An 18,768-nucleotide genomic window follows, 5' to 3' on the forward strand; every position below is an offset into this window, starting at 1 on the left:
TTCCCACCGTCCAAGGTTCGGGCCGCTGTTTAGACCATTGAGGCCGGACGACCCGGGCGACCGGGGCGACGTGCGCCCAGGACCGGTCTTATCGGCATAATGGAATCTTGCAGGATCGGTGCCGGAAGCGCCCCCAGCGAACTTGCAATGACAGATATGTCACCCCGGTCACCGATCCGTCTAGCCCAGTTTGCCGCAGCATCAGAATCTGCGACATTGTAAGAGGCGCCGCCCGAAGATCCAAAGCGGCCCGATGGACAAAAGGCGCGCAATCCGCCTTCGATATAGATCACCTCGTCGTCGCCAAAGAACAGTGTGGTGACATCAAAATACGAGGCCGGCGTATCCGACTTGATGCGGAACAACCCACTTAGAACCCGGGCAGGAACAACATGAAAGCTGACCGGCAGGGTGATCGGATCACTCTCTAATCTGGTGCTGCCCAACGCCACGCCCTGTTCTGGCATAAGCCACACCGGACGTCCGTTATACGCCACGTTCGATGGTAGCCGGACTGGCAGGTTTTCAATATTGGCCTCATCCGTGGGAACCGATATGCAATCCGAAGACACCCGTGACACCGTTTTGAACCCGTTTTCCAACGTCCGCACATGATCCCCTGCCCGGATCAGTTCAACCGGCTTCCAACCACGGGATGTGGCGACCTTAGTTCCGTGAACAAGTCCCCCCCTGCGCGCATTCAACGAAAGGCGCGGCTCATTCTGGTCCAGACTTTCTGGACAGTTTGCAATACCCATAACACTCATTACTTTCTGCACTTGCCCCACCACTTTTAGGCACACTCAAACAACGTATTAAAACTAGCATGGGATAGCAGGATGCGTCTTATTTCTGACATACTTGGGCCAGATTTGCGCCCCGAACGCTGAATTTTACGCCCAATCAGTTAACAGAATACCCGTTAGATTTAGTATTGAGCGTTTTTTGGAAACGATTTTACCCTAAGTGTCAAAGTCATACCCGAATCTGGCAATATCCTCGGCACAGGCCTTTGCAACGGCATCAGATGCCTGGGGCGTACAGTAGGCCCGGTAATCTTCCGAACGGTCCGACCGGTTGATCCGGGGTAAGGAAAACCTGAAACCCAAATGTTCAAACAAGGGGGCCGCATCCTGTTCGAAATGTTCCAGCCGGATAAAAAACTGGCACTGTTCAACACCATCCGCGCGGGTCATGTAACGCCGGGCCGGGTTGTCAGTGAGTGAGCGCAACATGGCCGGATGCAGGACGAAATCTTCGAAAGAATGTGTTTTGGCCAATGGAACAGCTGGGTGGTCAAAGCTTTGCGCCCTGAGCCAGTGGTAATAGCTGACGACCCTGTCCCACGGGTTTCGGACCAGCGTAAACGCCGTCAACTGGTCCAATTCTTCGACCGACAGCACCCCGTCGATATCCGCAAGGGTCGAATGCTTCCACAACCGCCCCCTTGCCGTCAGTGATTTCGCACGACGTCGGCGTTTGATGGCTTTGGGCGTGTCGCCCAGCAAAATGTCATCCTTCATCGCGCGCTGTTCCAGCGCCAGCGACAGCGAGGTTCCCCCTGTCTTTGGGATGTGGACAAAGACATAAGACCGCCCGCGGGAAATAATCACGCGACCCCCTGCTGCGCAGTTGCGCGTCTGGATCGCCAGCCAAGCAAAACTCCGGCCGAGGCGATCAGAACGATCCCCGAGATTTGCATCACGCCGATCTCTTGCCCAAAGGCGACCCAGGCGAACAACGGGCCAAAGATCATGACCGCATATTCAAACACGGCCACATATGATGGCTCTCCGACCTGATAAGCTTTGATCAGCATGAATACGGCAACCGTCGAGCCGATCGCCTGTATCGCGATCCAAGGCAAGGCGGATTGCATCTGCCAGACCCAGCCTCGGGTCACGAACCCCTCGGGTCCGTCAGGCACGGCAAATGGAAACACAGAGACCACCACCAGACCAAGCGCACCCGCCAATCCCAGAATGGTGATCATGGCCGCCAGCAAGGCCACCGTACTTTCCTGGGAACAATGGGTGCGCGTGATGATCGCGCTGAGCGCATAGAACAACCCCCCGGCCACCGGCAGCAGGCTGCGCGCGTCAAACTCATACGGGTTGGGCTGCAACACGCACAAGATACCCGCGAACCCAATCAACACGGCCAAAACGCGCCATGGCCCGATCCGTTGATTCAATGCAAAAGCCGAGATCAAAAGAACAAATATCGGTGAGGTGAAAAGACCCGCCAGCGCCTGCGCAATGGGCATCAAGGCCAGCGAGGCAAAGTAGAACAACATCGCCAGCGTAATCAGAACGCTGCGCAAGATCACCGGCCCAATGCGTTGCGGGCGCAAGCTGCCCAGCCCCAGCAGCGACAGCCCGACAATCAACGGCAACATCAAGACAGCACGGCTTAGGTGGAACTGCCACAGGCCGATCGTATCGGCCAACAGGATCACCACGTTGTCGATCACGCCGATGATCGCCATCGCGCTGACCATCAGCACCGAGGCCAATACCGGTGAGGTGTGATTGTCCGCCTGCATCATTTACCCCGGAATTGATGAAACACGCGGTACATGGATTTCCGCACGTCATGATATCCAGCACATTTTTAGATAACGGCGCAACAGGTTTGCGCCCGGCGAAATTGCCATGCTAAGCTGAGGCAAAATAATTACGAGCAAACCTCATTCAGATGACGGCACTGAAACAGTACCAACGGATCGAAGCCACCGGTCTGTGGCGCCCCTCGCCCGACGTACAACGGCGCGAGGTCGTGGTATCCATCGGAGAGGCCACCCTGACAATCTCGGATTTCAATGACCGGGCACTGACCCATTGGTCTCTGGCCGCGCTTGAGCGTCACAATCCGGGCGTTTTTCCGGCCATTTTCCATCCCGACGGCGACCCGGAGGAAACGCTGGAACTGGCTGAAACTGAAACCACAATGATCGAGGCCATAGACCGCCTGCAACGCGCCATCGACCGGGCGCGGCCCCATCCCGGCAGATTGCGTTGGCTCAGCGTGGCCGGTGTGGTTGCCGCTGTTGCCGCATTGCTGTTGCTGTGGATGCCTGCGGCCTTGCAGAACCACGTCGTATCGGTCTTTCCCGAAATCAAGCGTCACGATATAGGCGACGCGATCCTGCAGCGCATTGAACGGGTATCGGGCAAAGCCTGCACATCAGAGGACGCGCAGGACACTCTGGACAAGCTGGCAGAGCGGACCGGGGTGCGCAAAATCATTATCCTGCCTGCCGGGGTGCAAACCAGCCTTGGGCTGCCGGGCGGGATCGTTCTGCTGAACCGGGCGCTGGTCGAAGATCACGAGGATCCCTCGGTCGCGGCAGGGTACATCATTGCCGAGCGCGCGTGGACACAGGCGCAGGACCCGCTGGACGATCTGATGGATCGCACCGGGGTCACAACGGCATTTCGTCTGTTGACCACCGGGGAACTGACACCCCAAATTGTCGACAATTATACCGAACAGGTGCTGTCCGAGCCGCGCCCTTCGATACCGGATCAGGAATTGCTGGCTGTATTCGCCCAGGCTGCGTTACCTTCGACACCCTATGCCTATGCGGTCGACGTCACGGGCGAGGCAGTCATAGGCCTGATCGAGGCCGACCCGATGGCGGGTCGCCCCCTGCAACAGGTTCTGCCGGACCGCGATTGGGTCCGGCTGCAGAATATCTGCGGCGAATAGGCCGGGTTACTTGGTGCCGAACATCCGGTCACCAGCATCGCCGAGGCCGGGCATGATATAGCCCTTTGAATTCAATTCTCGGTCCAGCGCAGCCGTTACGATATGGACGTCCGGATGCGCCTCTTTCATGCGCGCCACCCCTTCGGGTGAGGCGAGAAGACACAGAAAACGGATATCGGTGGCACCCGCCTCTTTCAGCAGATCAATCGCTGCGGCCGAACTGTTGCCGGTGGCCAGCATCGGATCAACGGCGATGACCAGACGATCCTTCAGCCCTTCGGGGGCCTTGAAGTAATATTGTACCGGCTTCAGCGTCTCTTCATCCCGGTACAACCCGACGAACCCCACACGGGCCGACGGGATCAGTTCCAGTACCCCGTCCAGCATCCCGTTCCCGGCACGCAGGATCGACACCAGCGCCAGCTTCTTGCCGGCCAGAATGGGGGCGTCCATCTCCTCCATCGGGGTTTCGATATGGCGGGTGGTCAGCTTCAGCTCACGCGTGACCTCATAGGCCAGCAACAAGGTGATCTCGCGCAGCAACTGACGGAAAACGGCGGTGGATGTGCCCTTGTCCCGCATGAGCGTCAGTTTGTGCTGAACCAGCGGGTGATCAACAACAGTCAGGTGTTCGCTCATGTTCTCTCCAGTCTTTTCTTGACCCGCGCGCGGGTGTCATCATCGCAAAAGGCAGCCGCAAGGGCCGTTTCATTGAGGGCGGCGAAATCCTCGGCCTCCCAGCCGAAGGCTTTGTTCAGCATCTCATATTCACGCCGCATGGTGGTATGGAAAAACGGCGGGTCATCGGTGGACACCGTGACCTTGACGCCTGCATCCCTAAGCTTTGCAATCGGATGGGCGTCGAAATCGGGAAACAGGCCCAGAACCACGTTCGAGCCCGGGCAGACCTCAAGCGTGATATCACGGTCGACCAGTTCGTGGATCAGATCAGGGTCTTCCTGGGCACGAACACCGTGGCCTATCCGTTCAACCCCCAGATCACGGATCGCATCCCGTACACTTTCGGGGCCGCCGAACTCACCTGCATGGGTGGTCAGGCGCAATCCAGCTTCGCGCGCGCAATCAAAGGCCCATTTGAAATCGCCCTGCGCACCGATGGATTCGTTGCCGCCCATGCCAAACCCAGTGATCCAGTCACCGGCGGTTTCGGCGGCACAGCGGGCGCTGATCTTTGCTTGTTCTGGTCCGAAATGCCGGACACAGGTGACGACACCACGCAGGGTGATGCCGAACTTTTGTTCAGCCTCATCAGCGGCATCCTGAATGGCGCTCAGATAATCCTTCCACGCCTGCACATCCCCGCCACCGCAGAAATCAGGGCTGAGGAAGGTCTCGGAATAAACCACTCCATTCGCCGCGCTTTCTTCGAAGATGGCCAGCGTCAGACGGCGAAAGTCCTCGGGCGATTTCAGCACCTCACAGGCGGCTTCGTAAACGCTGAGGAAATGCGCGAAATCACGGAAGTCATAGCCACCATCCGGTGAGAAGATACCGCTCAGGTCAACGCGCTTTTCATGCGCCAGCTGGCGGATGAATGCGGGCGGGGCTGCGCCTTCGTGGTGCAGGTGCAATTCAATTTTGGGCAGGTCTGCGACGGTCATAGAAAACTCTTCCCCGGCCCTTGTGCCGGAATGTTCAGGTGATGGGCGATGCTGGCGGCCACATCTGCAAAGTTGACCGCACCGATCTGCCTGGCGCCCTGCCCGGCGATCAGCACGGGAACCTGTTCGCGCGTGTGATCGGTGCCGATCCAGCTGGGATCGTTGCCATGATCGGCGGTCAGCAGCATCAGGTCGCCGGGGCGCAATTTTTGCAGGATCACGCCGATCTCATGGTCAAACCGCTCCAAGGCGCGGGCATAGCCACTGATGTCGCGGCGGTGGCCGTAAAGGCTGTCGAACTCGACGAAATTGGCAAAGGCCAGGCTGCCGTCTTCGGCCTCGTCAACCAGATCGGACAGATGGCCCATCAGTTCGGCATCAGACCCCTTGCGCAGCGTGTCGATCCCCTGCATCGAGAAGATGTCGCCGATCTTTCCCACCGCATGAACGCGCCGTCCGGCATCCTGCACCCAGTTGGTCAAAACCGGTGCAGGCGGCAGGATGGCAAAATCCTTGCGATTTGTGGTGCGGGTGAAGCCATCCTCGGGCGTGCCGACAAAGGGCCGCGCGATGACGCGCCCCACCTTCATCTCATGCAGGCGCGGGGCCAATGCCCGGCACATATCCAACAGACGGTCGAGGCCAAAGCTCTCCTCATGCGCGGCGATCTGAAACACGCTGTCGGCCGAGGTATAGCAGATCGGCCAGCCGGTCCGCATGTGCCCGGCCCCCAATTCGGCAATGATGGCAGTGCCCGAGGCGTGGCAATCGCCCAGAATACCATCCGCTCCGGCGGCCTCGGCGGCGGCGCGGGTTAGATCGGCAGGGAAAGACGGCGTCGTGTCCGGGAAATAGCGCCAATCCCATGGCACCGGTAGCCCAGCCAATTCCCAATGGCCCGAAGGCGTATCCTTGCCCGGTGAATGTTCGCGCGCGCAGCCCCAAAGCCCCGCAGGCGTGGCCTTCAACCCCGGCGTTTCCGCGCCCGAGGCCAAACGCGTCGCAGCCCCCAGCCCCAACCCGTCCAGATTGGGCAGGTGCAGCGGGCCTGATCGCCCATCCTCGGCACGCCCTTCGGCACAGGCCTGCGCGATATGAGCCAGCGTGTTTGCGCCGGTATCGGGGATCGCACCATTAAAGAACCGATCCGCATCCGGCGCACCGCCGATGCCGACCGAATCCATCACCACCACAAACGCGCGGGTCACGGTAAAATCCTTTCATGGACCAGAGTGGGAACCATCGGCGCATCTTCCCCGACCGTAATGGCGCGCAGGACATTTTCCGCTGCCTGTTGCGCGGCGTCTTCGCGGGCGGCGTGAACCACGGCCAGGGGGGCACCCTTGTCGACCTTGTCGCCCAGACGCACAATGCCAGACAGGCCAACCGCCGGGTCGATCACATCGTTTTCAACTTGCCGCCCGCCGCCCAGCGCAACCACCGCAAGGCCCAGCGCCTCACCATTGATTGACGAGATATATCCGGCGGTTGGGCTTGGAACTTCAAGGATCACGCTCGCCTCGGGCAAATAGCGCGACCAATCCTCGACAAAGTGTAACGGTCCGCCGACGGCCGCCATCATACGGCCAAAGCGTTCGGCGGCGCGGCCCGTGCGAATAACATCCGTGATCCTGTCGCGCCCTTCGTCGGCGGTGGCGAACATCCCGGCATCGGCCAGCAAGACGCCGCCCAGCTCAGCCGAGATTTCGGCCAGCGGCGCATAATGCGACCGGGTCAGCACATTCATCACTTCGGCCACTTCCAGCGCGTTGCCCAGCGCCGGGGCCAGCGGTTGATGCATGTCGGTGATCACCGCCGATGTTCGGCAACCTGCGGCATTTGCCGTCTCGGTCAGCGCCTGCGCCAGTTTGCGCGCATCCTCGATTGTCTTCATGAAAGCGCCAGAGCCGACCTTGACGTCCAGCACCAACGCCTCGGGGCTGGCGGCCAGCTTTTTGGACAGGATCGACGCGGTGATCAGGTCCAGGCTTTCCACCGTCGCCGTCACATCGCGGATCGCATAAAGCCGCTTGTCTGCTGGCGCAATCTGGCCCGTTGCGCCAACGATGGCCGCACCGGTATCGCGCAGAATCTGGGTCAGGCGCTCATGCCCGATCTGGGTGTTGACGCCCGGAATGGCCTCAAGCTTGTCCAGCGTTCCGCCGGTATGTCCAAGCCCACGCCCCGAGATCATCGGGACATAGGCCCCCAGTTCTGCCAGTGCGGGTGCCAGCACCAGGCTGACACTGTCGCCCACCCCGCCGGTGGAATGCTTGTCGATCACCGGGCCGTCCAGATCCCAGTTCAGAACATCCCCGCTGTCGCGCATGGCAACGGTCAGGTCGGCGCGCCCCTGCGCACCCAACCCGCCCATACAGACGGCCATGGCAAAAGCCCCGGCCTGCGCGTCACTGACGCCGCCATCGGCCAGACCCTGGGCGAACCACGATAACTCCTGACTGGTCGGGACCGCGTTCCGGCGCAGCTTTGCGATGATCGAACGGGCATCCATAGGCTCAGGCGTCCTCCATGTGCGAGGCATCAAATGCGCCCGGCAAAAGGTCTCCGATGGTGGTCTCAACCTCGGCTCCGTCGACCGAGGCCAAGGTCACCTTAACATCGGGCGTGCCGAACTCGGCCAGTTTCTGGCGGCACCCGCCACAGGGCGGCACCGGTTGCGGGGATGAGGCGACGACGTAGACCTCGCTGAGGGATTGCTCACCAGCGGCGACCATTGCCGCGATGGCCCCGGCCTCGGCGCAGGTGCCTTCGGGGTACGCTACGTTTTCCACGTTGCACCCTGCATAAACCACGCCAGACGCAGACCGGATTGCCGCGCCGACCTTGAAATTGGAATAGGGTGCATAGGCTTTTTCCCGGACGGACAGCGCTGCGTCTTTCAAAGTCATGGCGATTCCCCAATTTTTGATCATCTGGTCAGAAAGACATACCCTAAATGAAAGCACACGGGGAGTTGAAGCCCCGGCATCAAGATTCCTGCGCCAAAATCCTCTTATCCCAGCGCTGTGTTGAACGTACCGGGCAGCGTAATCTCAAGCAGTTCGACATCGTCCGAGGGATCGGCCAGCCGGGTGCGCATTCCGGGTGGGATGACGAAGGCATCGCCCTGCTCAAGCCGGAAGGGATCACGACCCTCGCCCTCAAGCGTGACCGCACCATTCATCACGAAGGTAAAGTGGATATCCGTATCATGCGCGGCCCAGACAGGATCCCCCTGCCCCTTGCGCACGACCTGCACCCCGGCGACACCTTTGGTGTTTTTGGCAATTGTTGTATCTCGGCAGATAAAGCCCGGCAGGCGGAATGGGCCCCATTCAGCCCCTTCGGCCTGATTGAAGACGAAACGCTGGCCCTGCCATTCCCGATCCGGGCGGTGGTGGGGGGTGGGCAGCTCCATCTCGTGATCAATCTCGGTGACATGTTCGGCTGGAACGCCGATCTCGATCACCTGAACGTTGTCCGACGCCTCCAGCACGCGGTGGCGGATTTCCGGCGGCTGGATAAAGCAATCGCCCGCCGTCAGGCACATCTTGTCGCCCTGATCCTCGTAAACCACATCGACCCAGCCGTGGATGCAGAAGATCAGCTGAAACCCGACCTTGTGGAAATGCACCATATCCGGCACCGGGCCACCGTCGGGAATGCGAATATGGCTGGCGATGATCGACCCGCCCAGCCGGTCCGGCACCAGATCGCGGTAATGCATTCCGGCCCGTCCGATGATCCATGGTGCCTGATCCTTGAGCCTGCGCACGACAAAGGAATGCACAGTATCCGGCATGACCAGTGGCGGGTTCAGTTCGTCAATCTCAACCCGTGTGCCATTGGGGGCCACAAGGCTGCGTTGACCATCCGCAAACCCATCCGGGTTTTCCGTCAGGATGCGCAGCGTTCCGGGGGCTTCGGGTGCATCCTTTTCGATCCGCAACCGCAGGCCATGGCCGGAAAAGACGGCCACACGCGGGTCATCGGCGGGATAGATCATATCCATCCGCATCCCCAGAACCTTGGTGTAAAACGGGATATCGCCGCGCAGTTCCTGCGTCGGCAGACGGATTTCAGCGCAGGTCCGCGTTTGCGATTTGCTCATTTGATGTCTCATCAGCCTTGGATTTTGGCCATCCGATCAGAACGGCGGCCAAAATGCCAATTGAAAAGAACATCTCAAGCGTTTCTTCCAGCACGAACAAACGCGTTATCATAACTTGTGTCATCCCGTCGCCAAAGGCGCTGCTGACCTCTTCGAGGCCCTGCGCGACAACAGCCGACATACCGGCCAGGAAGAACACCAAAAGAAACAGCGCGCGTTCCTTTAGCGCCCGCCATGCGTTAGGAACCCCGTGCCAGACAACCCCGCCCAGCACGATGACCGCCAGCGCAACACGCACAAGTGTCATGTCCAGCGCCACATCCAGACCGTTCAGAATAAAGTACGGGACACTGTCCGTGGCATAAACATCGGCCTCAAGCTCTCGCTCAGCCAGCAACAGCAAGACCACGCCGATATACAACCGGCTGATCCCGCGATACCGGTACAACGCTGCCGCAGCAGCAACCAGCAATGCCGCAGCCGAACCAGTTTCGATCAACCCGCCTTCCTGATTAAAGGCCGAGGCCTGAACCGGCCAGATCGAAATGACACACAAAACCAAAGCTGCCAGCACCAACGCCGCGCGGAACGCAAAACGATCCGTGCCAAAGGACACGTTGGTTGCCGGGAACGCAGTCCCTGCCTGAAATCCGTCTTTATAGCTCATGCCTGTATTCCGCGCTTGTGTCGCCTGCCAGTTATCCGAAGTTTCCGGAAGGTAAATGTTTTGCGACAGAATTCAACCAACACTTGGGTGAGGGTCATGATCTGTTGCAAAATGACGCGACGTAGCCAAGCTGCCAGAAATGGTTTAACCCTAAATCAAAATTCGGAAGGGAGCTGAATCGCCGATGTCTGACACACCCAGCTTGCGGCAGGCCGCGCTTGACTATCACGCCCACCCCAAACCAGGAAAGCTTGAGATCAAGGCCACAAAGCCAATGGCCAACGGTCGCGATCTGGCGCGGGCCTACTCACCCGGCGTGGCCGAGGCCAGTCTGGAAATCAAGGCCGACGCATCCAACGCCGAGCTTTATACGGCGCGTGGGAACCTTGTTGGTGTTGTCTCGAACGGGACGGCGGTTCTGGGGCTGGGCAATATTGGCGCGCTGGCCTCGAAACCGGTGATGGAGGGAAAGGCGGTCCTGTTCAAGAAATTTGCCGGAATTGATTGTTTCGACATCGAAGTGGATCAACCCGATCCCAAAAAGCTGGCGGATATTGTGTGCGCTCTGGAGCCCACCTTTGGTGCGATCAATCTGGAAGACATCAAAGCCCCTGATTGTTTTATCGTCGAAAAACTGTGCCGCGAACGGATGAACATTCCGGTGTTTCATGACGATCAGCACGGCACGGCCATCGTTGTCGGCGCGGCCGCCAAGAACGCGTTGCATGTCGCCGGGAAAAATTTCGGGGACATCAAGGTTGTGTCCACCGGCGGGGGGGCCGCTGGGATCGCCTGCCTCAGCATGTTGGTAAAGCTGGGCGTCAAACGCGAAAATATCTGGCTGTGCGATATTCATGGGCTGGTCTATGAAGGCCGCGCCGAGGATATGAACCCGCACAAGGATCAGTTTGCGCAGAAAACGGACCTGCGTACGCTGGACGATGTGATCGGCGATGCCGATCTGTTCCTTGGCCTGAGCGGTCCCAATGTTCTGAAACCCGAAATGGTCGAGAAGATGGCCAAGCGCCCGATCATCTTTGCGCTGGCCAACCCGAGCCCGGAAATCATGCCGCAAGCCGCGCGCGAGGTTGCACCCGATGCGATCATCGCAACCGGACGCAGCGATTTCCCCAATCAGGTCAACAACGTTCTTTGCTTCCCCTTCATCTTCCGGGGTGCGCTGGATGTGGGCGCGACCCAGATCAATGACGAAATGCAGATCGCCTGCGTGGACGGCATTGCCGACATGGCCCGCGCCACCACCAGCGCCGAGGCCGCCGCTGCCTATAAGGGAGAGCAGCTGACATTTGGCCCGGACTACCTGATCCCGAAACCATTTGATCCGCGCCTTGTGGGCGTTGTGTCCTCGGCTGTTGCCAAGGCGGCAATGAACAGCGGCGTAGCCAAGCGCCCGATCGACGACATCGAGGCCTATAAGGAACGTCTGAACCAGACCGTGTTCAAATCCGCCCTGATCATGCGCCCCGTGTTCGAGGCCGCCGCCGTCGCCTCGCGCAGGATCGTGTTTGCCGAGGGCGAGGACGAGCGGGTTTTGCGCGCGGCACAGGCCATTCTTGAGGAAACCACCGAAACACCCATTCTGATCGGACGCCCGGATGTGATCGGGTCGCGCTGTGAACGGTTGGGTCTGACCGTGCGCCCCGGCGAGGATTTCCAGATCGTGAACCCCGAAAACGACCCCCGGTATTATGACTACTGGAACTCGTACCATGACCTTATGCAGCGCCGGGGTGTCACCCCCGATCTGGCCAAGGCGATCATGCGTACGAACAGCACGGCGATTGGCGCGATCATGGTGCAACGCGGCGAGGCTGACAGCATGATCTGCGGTACATTCGGCGAATATCGCTGGCACCTGAACTATATTGAACAGGTGCTGGGCGATAGCGAATTGCATCCGCATGGCGCGCTGTCGTTGATGGTTCTGGAAGACGGGCCATTGTTCATTGCCGACACCCATGTACGGCAATTGCCGACGCCAGAAGAGTTGGCCGAGATTACGATCGGGGCTGCCCGGCACGTACGCCGGTTCGGGCTGAAGCCCAAGATCGCCTTCTGTTCGCAGTCTCAGTTCGGCAATCAGGCCGAAGGATCAGGGAAACGGTTGCGGGCGGCCATAGATATTCTCGATTCCGAGCCGCGCGATTTCACCTATGAGGGTGAAATGAATCTGGATCTGGCGCTTGATCCTGAATTGCGGTCGCGGATTTTCCCGAATTCGCGATTGGAAGGGGCTGCAAACGTGCTGATCTTTGCGCACGCGGATGCAGCCAGCGGTGTGCGCAATATCCTGAAGATGAAAGCCGACGGGCTAGAGGTCGGGCCGATCCTGATGGGTATGGGCAACAAGGCCCATATCGTGACGCCGTCGATCACGGCGCGCGGGCTGCTGAACATGGCAGCAATCGCAGGTACGCCGGTGGCGCACTACGGATAAGTCATCCCGCCCCGATTCCCGGGGTACACGCGCATATTTGCACGGGCCGGTTTGCACATTTGCAAACCGGCTTTCGCTTGCACCCTAACGTCACCCACAAAAAGCGTTTTGCAAAAATTTGCAGGGGAAAGTCGCCCGCTCTGCAAATAATTTGCGATAAAGTGACGCCCCGTCATTTCTGTTGCTTGTGCGTTCCCCTACGGCCACCTAACAAATTGTCCAGGGAATTCGAGGAGGAGACAGCCATGGCTTATCAGGACGTATACGAAAGCTGGAAAACAGACCCAGAGGCTTTCTGGATGGAGGCTGCGAAGGGGATTGATTGGGTTCAGGCACCCTCCAAGGCCCTGTTTGACGGCAACGCCCCGCTTTACGAATGGTTCTGTGATGCCAAGGTCAACACCTGCTGGAACGCGGTGGATCGCCATGTCGAGAACGGCCGGGGCGAACAGACGGCCATCATCTACGACAGCCCGATCACCCACACCAAGCGCGAAATCTCATATGTCGAACTGCGCAACCGGGTGGCCACACTGGCCGGAGCGCTGCGGGCCAAAGGCGTTGAAAAAGGCGACCGCGTCATCATCTACATGCCGATGATCCCCGAAGCGCTTGAGGCGATGCTGGCCTGCGCCCGCCTTGGCGCGGTGCATTCGGTGGTTTTCGGCGGCTTTGCCAGCAACGAACTGGCGGTTCGGATCGACGATGCCAAACCCAAGGCGATCATCGCCGCCTCATGCGGGATGGAGCCGGGCCGTGTGGTGCATTACAAACCCCTGCTGGACGGGGCCATCGACATGGCCAGCCACAAACCCAACTTCTGCGTGATCTTTCAGCGCGAGCAGGAAGTGGCGCAATTGGTTGAAGAGCGCGATTTCAACTGGCATGGTTTCCAATACGGCGTTGAACCAGCGGAATGTGTCCCGGTGGACGGCAATGATCCGGCTTATATCCTGTATACCTCGGGCACCACCGGTGCCCCCAAGGGCGTGGTGCGTCCGACGGCGGGTCATCTGGTGGCACTGAACTGGACGATGAAAAACATCTATGACGTCGATCCGGGTGATGTGTTCTGGGCGGCTTCGGATGTGGGGTGGGTCGTGGGACATTCTTACATCTGCTATGCGCCGCTGATCCACGGCAACACCACCATCGTGTTCGAGGGTAAACCGGTAGGCACCCCGGATGCGGGCACCTTCTGGCGGGTGATTTCCGAGCATAAGGTCAAAAGCTTTTTCACCGCCCCCACCGCCATCCGCGCCGTCAAACGCGAGGACCCCAAGGGTGAGATGTTGGCGAAATACGACCTGTCCAGCCTGCGTGCGCTATTTCTGGCGGGTGAACGCGCCGACCCCGACACGATCGAATGGGCGCAAGACGCGCTGAAGGTGCCGGTGATCGACCACTGGTGGCAGACCGAAACCGGCTGGACCATCGCGGGCAACCCCATGGGGATTGAGGCACTGCCGGTCAAGCTCGGCTCGCCCGCCAAACCGATGCCGGGCTATGACGTTCAAATTCTGGACGAAGGCGGTCACCCGATGAAACCCGGCGAACTGGGCGCGATTGCGGTCAAGCTGCCGCTGCCGCCCGGTACGTTGCCGACGCTTTGGAACGCTGAAGAGCGGTTCAAAAGCTCTTACCTGAACCAGTTCCCCGGATATTACGAAACCGGCGACGCGGGCATGATTGATGAGGACGGATACCTTTACATCATGGCGCGCACCGATGACGTGATCAACGTCGCGGGCCACCGCCTGTCCACCGGCGGGATGGAGGAGGTTCTGGCCGCCCACCCCGACGTGGCCGAATGCGCCGTGATCGGTGTGACGGATCAGCTAAAGGGTCAGACGCCGGTGGGCTTTCTGTGCTTGAACGCAGGCTGCGACCGCGATCATGGCGAGGTCGTGCAGGATGTCGTCAAGCTGGTGCGCGACAAGATTGGCCCCGTGGCCGCGTTCAAACAGGCCGTTGTGGTGGATCGCCTGCCCAAAACCCGGTCGGGTAAAATCCTGCGCGGGACGATGGTGTCGATTGCGGACAGCAAAGACTACAAGATGCCTGCGACCATCGACGATCCTGTCATTCTGGACGAAATCACCGTGGCGCTGAAATCCATCGGGTACGCGCAATAAACATGCGGCGGGCGGCCATAGGTCGCCCGACCATCTGCTTTCTCTTGCAACCGTAAGCAAGGCTCCTACTGTCACATCAAGACAGCGAGGCCCCATGACACAATCCGACATCTGGCGTCTGAGCGCCACCGAACTGACTGCCCTTACTCGCAAAGGTGAGCTGAGCGCCGAAGACGCAGTACAAAGCGCCATCGACCGGATGCATCAGGTCAACCCGGACCTGAATGCCGTGGTCGAAGATCTGGGGGCAAAGGCGTTGGATCAGGCGCGTAGCCTTGATCAGGCCCGGGCGCAGGGTGCGCCTGTCGGGCCATTGCATGGCGTGCCGGTCACCATAAAGATCAATGTCGATCAAAAGGGGCACGCCACCTCGAACGGTGTGGTGGCGTTGAAGGATATGATCGCCCCGGATGACGCGCCCGTTGTTCGCAACCTGCAAAACGCGGGTGCCGTGGTGATCGGACGAACCAACACGCCCGAGTTTTCCTTTCGCGCCGATACCGACAATCCCTTGCATGGGCGCACGCATAACCCGTGGGGGCGGCATATCTCGCCTGGTGGGTCTTCGGGTGGCGCGGGCGCTGCGGTGATGGCCGGGATCGGGGCGCTGGCACATGGCAATGACATTGGCGGCAGCCTGCGGTTTCCGGCTGCGGCCAACGGTGCGGTCACGGTCAAGCCGGGTCTGGGCCGTGTCCCCGCCTGGAACCCCAGCCAAAAGGCCGAGCGCGGAATTCTGGCGCAATCCATGTCAGTGCAGGGGCTGATCACGCGAACCGCCGCTGATCTTCATCTGTCGATGCCCAGCTTGATCGCCGCAGACCCACGCGACCCGTTCCACGTGGCAATGCCCTGGCGCGGTGAAACCCAGGACGGTCCCATCAAAGTCGCCTTTACCAAAGAAACCTTTGGCTATGCCCTGCACCCCGAGGTCGAAAAGGCGCTGGACACTGCACGCGACGCGCTGGTCGACGCGGGCTATCTGGTCGAAGAAATCGCCCCACCCGACGTCTTTGAATGCGGGCGAATGGGATATCGCACGCTGATGGGCGAAGTTTTGACCTTGATGAAAAGCGATATCGAGGCAGCGGGCTCGCAAACCATCCGTGACATTTTCGATGTCTACTTTCAGGAGTTTCCGCCCATTCTGGGCACCGATCTGGTCGGTATGCTGGCCAAACGCAGCCACTATGCACGCGAATGGTCGTTGTTTATGGAGGAATACCCACTGGTCCTGTCGCCCTTTCTGCCGCAACCGTTCTTTAGACCGGACCGCGATACCGAAGGGGCGGAAGGCGTGCATGAGGTTCTGGGCTGCGCCGTCTATTCCTATGCGATGAATTATTTGGGGCTGCCCGCCGCCTGCATTCCGGCACGGTTGGCCCATTTGCCGCAGGGGCCCCAACCGATCAACATCCAAATTGCCGCCCGCCGCTGGCGCGAGGACATGGCCGTGGACGCCGCCGCCGTGATCGAGATGCGCGTGGGTCAAATGTGCCTGCCGCTATGGGAAAAAATGGGCGCGACCATCTAAATCAGCGCGTCGCCAAAAAATAGACCCCGGGTTATTGTGCCCGGGGTCCGCCTTCTAAAATAAGCCCGGAAATCTGATAACGAGCGTAGCACCACCTACCCTCGCCAGCGCGAAAACTGCGCATTCATTCGAAAACACCGCCTAGTGGCCACTCACACCCACCTTGACGTGTTCTCCGGGCAAGATCAGCTTAGCGGAAGGTTAATAAAACTCCTGTGAACTGGTTCACATAAGATCAAAAAACAGTCACGCGCAGTGAATTATGTGAACTGCTCAGAGATCAGCCGTTCCTCAAGGCCATGCCCGGGATCGAACAGGATACGATGTTGAATGTTGGGATCAGAACGGATTTCGACCCAATCAATATCAGGAAATGAAACCGAATCCGCATCCGCCATCACGGGGCGTTTGTCTGCATCCAGCACGTCAAACCGAACCTTGGCCACTTTGGGTAACAGCGCCCCGCGCCACCTGCGGGGCCTAAAGGCGGCAATTGCCGTCAAAGCCAGCACATCAGATCCGATCGGCAGAATAGGCCCGTGCGCGGAATAGTTATAGGCCGTCGATCCCGCCGGCGTAGACAGCAACGCGCCATCGCACATCAACTCGTCCATCCGCACCCTGCCATCAACACTGATCCTGAGCCGCGCCGCCTGCGGCCCGGCACGCAGCAACGAGACCTCGTTGATGGCCAGTGCCTTGTGCACCTTGCCGGACTGATCCGTCGCCTGCATCGCCAAGGGGTTGATCACCTCTTCCTCGGCTGCGGCTAGTCGTTCCAGCAGATCATCCTCATGAAACTCGTTCATCAGAAATCCGATGGTGCCCCGGTTCATGCCGTACACAGGCGTATCAAGATGCTGCATGTTGTGCAGCGTATGCAGCATGAACCCGTCGCCGCCCAAGGCAACCACAACATCCGCGTCCCGCGGCGCCGCATTGCCGTATCGGGCGACCAAGGTGTCCCGTGCTGTTTGCGCCACTTTGGCGTCACTTGCGAGAAAGGCGATTCTCTGGATCATCTTTTCCGGTTTCCGGTGTTGCACATTTGGTTCCGAAACAAACATACCTTTCCCCGATAGGCCAGAGTTGACGCCACAGCAGGCCAAATCGTCGCTTTACAGCTTTTGCATATGTACCGTTTCCGATAGGAAATCTGCAAGATAATCCCCAGCCAACTGGAGCCCCCATGAACGCCAATCTTCGTGATACCGGTTTTTTCACCCAGTCCCTGTCCGACCGCGACCCCGAGCTGTTCGGCTCGATCACATCTGAGCTGGGCCGCCAACGCGACGAGATCGAACTGATCGCCTCAGAGAACATCGTCTCTGCCGCCGTGATGGAGGCACAGGGTTCGGTGATGACCAACAAATATGCCGAAGGCTATCCGGGTCGTCGCTATTACGGTGGTTGCCAGTACGTCGACATCGCCGAAAATCTGGCGATCGACCGCGCCAAGCAACTGTTTGGGTGCGACTTCGCCAATGTGCAGCCGAACTCGGGCTCTCAGGCCAACCAGGGTGTATTTCAAGCGCTGATCAAACCCGGTGACACCATTCTGGGCATGAGCCTGGATGCTGGCGGTCACCTGACCCACGGCGCGCGCCCGAACCAATCGGGAAAATGGTTCAACGCGGTGCAATACGGCGTCCGCGAAGAAGACAACATGCTGGACTATGATCAGGTCGAGGCGCTGGCGAAAGAGCACCAGCCAAAGCTGATCATCGCCGGTGGTTCTGCCATCCCGCGCCAGATCGACTTTGTCCGCATGCGTCAGATCGCCGACATGGTCGGTGCCTATCTGCACGTGGACATGGCGCATTTCGCCGGTCTGGTGGCGGCGGGCGAACATCCCTCACCTTTCCCGCATGCGCATGTGGCGACGACCACCACGCATAAGACCCTGCGCGGCCCGCGTGGTGGCATGATCCTGACCAATGATGAAGATATCGCCAAGAAAGTGAACTCGGCCATCTTCCCCGGCATTCAGGGCGGCCCCCTGATGCATGTGATCGCAGGCAAGGCCGTGGCCTTTGGCGAAGCGCTGCGCCCCGAGTTCAAAAGCTATATCCAACAGGTCGTGACCAATGCGCAGGCGCTGTCAGACCAGTTGATCAAGGGCGGGCTGGACACGGTGACCCACGGTACCGACACGCATGTCGTTCTGGTCGACCTGCGCCCTAAAGGCGTCAAAGGCAACGCGACTGAGAAAGCGCTGGGTCGCGCCAACATCACCTGCAACAAGAACGGTGTGCCCTTCGACCCGGAAAAACCGACAATCACCAGCGGTATCCGTCTGGGGTCGCCTGCGGGCACCACCCGTGGATTTGGCGAGGGCGAGTTCCGTCAGATCGCCGACTGGATCATCGAAGTTGTCGACGGTCTGGCCGCCAATGGCGAGGATGGAAATGGCGCGGTCGAAGCCAAGGTCAAAGCCGAAGTGGCCCAGCTTTGCGCAGGTTTCCCGATCTATCCGAACCTGTAAAGCCAAGCCTTACCAACAGCTTGAACGGCGTCCATCAGGGCGTCG

Annotated in this window: 16 protein-coding genes; 5 read left to right on the forward strand and 11 right to left on the reverse strand. The window is 59.6% G+C overall.

What is annotated here, in order from left to right; genetic code table 11:
• Positions 1 to 29 precede the first annotated feature (29 nt).
• From JT51_RS07840 to JT51_RS07850, 3 genes are all read right to left on the reverse strand, one after another.
• On the reverse strand, positions 30 to 704 hold the full coding sequence (locus JT51_RS07840) for a Hint domain-containing protein (protein WP_235216157.1): 675 nt from the start codon (positions 702 to 704) through the stop codon (positions 30 to 32).
• Between the two features lie 258 nt (positions 705 to 962).
• Positions 963 to 1,613, reverse strand: coding sequence for a sulfotransferase family 2 domain-containing protein (locus tag JT51_RS07845; protein WP_037310425.1), 651 nt, complete (start codon positions 1,611 to 1,613; stop codon positions 963 to 965).
• A complete protein-coding gene (locus JT51_RS07850) occupies positions 1,610 to 2,545 on the reverse strand; it encodes a DMT family transporter (protein ID WP_037311912.1) in 936 nt (311 codons plus the stop codon). The genes JT51_RS07845 and JT51_RS07850 overlap by 4 nt, the downstream gene beginning before the upstream one ends.
• 152 nt (positions 2,546 to 2,697) lie before the next feature.
• Between JT51_RS07850 and JT51_RS07855 the strand changes: the two genes are divergently transcribed.
• Positions 2,698 to 3,711 carry a hypothetical protein gene (locus JT51_RS07855; RefSeq protein WP_037310428.1) on the forward strand — a complete coding sequence of 338 codons (1,014 nt, stop codon included), beginning with the start codon at positions 2,698 to 2,700 and terminating at the stop codon, positions 3,709 to 3,711.
• A gap of 6 nt (positions 3,712 to 3,717) precedes the next feature.
• On the opposite strand, the gene upp is transcribed toward JT51_RS07855, so the two are convergent.
• The 7 genes from upp to JT51_RS07890 all read right to left on the reverse strand — a co-directional run bounded on the left by upp (position 3,718) and on the right by JT51_RS07890 (position 10,111).
• Positions 3,718 to 4,350 (reverse strand): uracil phosphoribosyltransferase, encoded by a 633-nt coding sequence (gene upp / locus JT51_RS07860; protein WP_037310432.1) that lies wholly within the window; start codon positions 4,348 to 4,350, stop codon positions 3,718 to 3,720.
• Complete coding sequence (locus JT51_RS07865) at positions 4,347 to 5,333, reverse strand: adenosine deaminase (RefSeq protein ID WP_037310435.1); 987 nt, start codon at positions 5,331 to 5,333, stop codon at positions 4,347 to 4,349. The genes upp and JT51_RS07865 overlap by 4 nt, the downstream gene beginning before the upstream one ends.
• Complete coding sequence (locus JT51_RS07870; RefSeq protein WP_037310438.1) at positions 5,330 to 6,541, reverse strand: phosphopentomutase; 1,212 nt, start codon at positions 6,539 to 6,541, stop codon at positions 5,330 to 5,332. Before JT51_RS07870 ends, JT51_RS07865 begins: the two co-directional genes overlap by 4 nt.
• A complete protein-coding gene (locus tag JT51_RS07875) occupies positions 6,538 to 7,845 on the reverse strand; it encodes a thymidine phosphorylase (RefSeq protein ID WP_037310441.1) in 1,308 nt (435 codons plus the stop codon). The genes JT51_RS07870 and JT51_RS07875 overlap by 4 nt, the downstream gene beginning before the upstream one ends.
• A 4-nt stretch (positions 7,846 to 7,849) precedes the next feature.
• Positions 7,850 to 8,242, reverse strand: a complete 393-nt coding sequence (locus tag JT51_RS07880; protein WP_037311914.1) for a cytidine deaminase — start codon at positions 8,240 to 8,242, stop codon at positions 7,850 to 7,852.
• Between the two features lie 104 nt (positions 8,243 to 8,346).
• Positions 8,347 to 9,444 (reverse strand): cupin domain-containing protein, encoded by a 1,098-nt coding sequence (locus JT51_RS07885; protein WP_037310444.1) that lies wholly within the window; start codon positions 9,442 to 9,444, stop codon positions 8,347 to 8,349.
• Positions 9,413 to 10,111 (reverse strand): hypothetical protein, encoded by a 699-nt coding sequence (locus tag JT51_RS07890; RefSeq protein ID WP_037310447.1) that lies wholly within the window; start codon positions 10,109 to 10,111, stop codon positions 9,413 to 9,415. The genes JT51_RS07885 and JT51_RS07890 overlap by 32 nt, the downstream gene beginning before the upstream one ends.
• A 184-nt stretch (positions 10,112 to 10,295) precedes the next feature.
• Between JT51_RS07890 and JT51_RS07895 the strand changes: the two genes are divergently transcribed.
• From JT51_RS07895 to JT51_RS07905, 3 genes are all read left to right on the forward strand, one after another.
• Positions 10,296 to 12,569: an NADP-dependent malic enzyme gene (locus JT51_RS07895; RefSeq protein ID WP_037310450.1), complete on the forward strand. Its 2,274-nt coding sequence runs from the start codon at positions 10,296 to 10,298 to the stop codon at positions 12,567 to 12,569.
• 245 nt (positions 12,570 to 12,814) lie between these two features.
• Positions 12,815 to 14,704 carry a propionate-CoA ligase PrpE gene (prpE, locus tag JT51_RS07900; RefSeq protein WP_037310453.1) on the forward strand — a complete coding sequence of 630 codons (1,890 nt, stop codon included), beginning with the start codon at positions 12,815 to 12,817 and terminating at the stop codon, positions 14,702 to 14,704.
• Positions 14,705 to 14,798: 94 nt separating this feature from the next.
• Entirely contained in the window at positions 14,799 to 16,238 is a 1,440-nt protein-coding gene (locus tag JT51_RS07905; protein ID WP_037310456.1) for an amidase family protein, read from the forward strand.
• 260 nt (positions 16,239 to 16,498) lie between these two features.
• Here the strand turns inward: JT51_RS07905 and JT51_RS07910 are convergent, their stop codons facing one another.
• Positions 16,499 to 17,260 (reverse strand): NAD kinase, encoded by a 762-nt coding sequence (locus JT51_RS07910; protein ID WP_037311920.1) that lies wholly within the window; start codon positions 17,258 to 17,260, stop codon positions 16,499 to 16,501.
• A gap of 167 nt (positions 17,261 to 17,427) precedes the next feature.
• On the opposite strand from JT51_RS07910, the gene glyA reads away from it, so the two are divergent.
• Positions 17,428 to 18,723 carry a serine hydroxymethyltransferase gene (gene glyA / locus JT51_RS07915; protein ID WP_037310459.1) on the forward strand — a complete coding sequence of 432 codons (1,296 nt, stop codon included), beginning with the start codon at positions 17,428 to 17,430 and terminating at the stop codon, positions 18,721 to 18,723.
• Positions 18,724 to 18,768: the final 45 nt, after the last annotated feature.

The sequence above is a fragment of the Ruegeria halocynthiae genome (genome assembly GCF_000743705.1).
Taxonomy (GTDB): domain Bacteria; phylum Pseudomonadota; class Alphaproteobacteria; order Rhodobacterales; family Rhodobacteraceae; genus Ruegeria; species Ruegeria halocynthiae_B.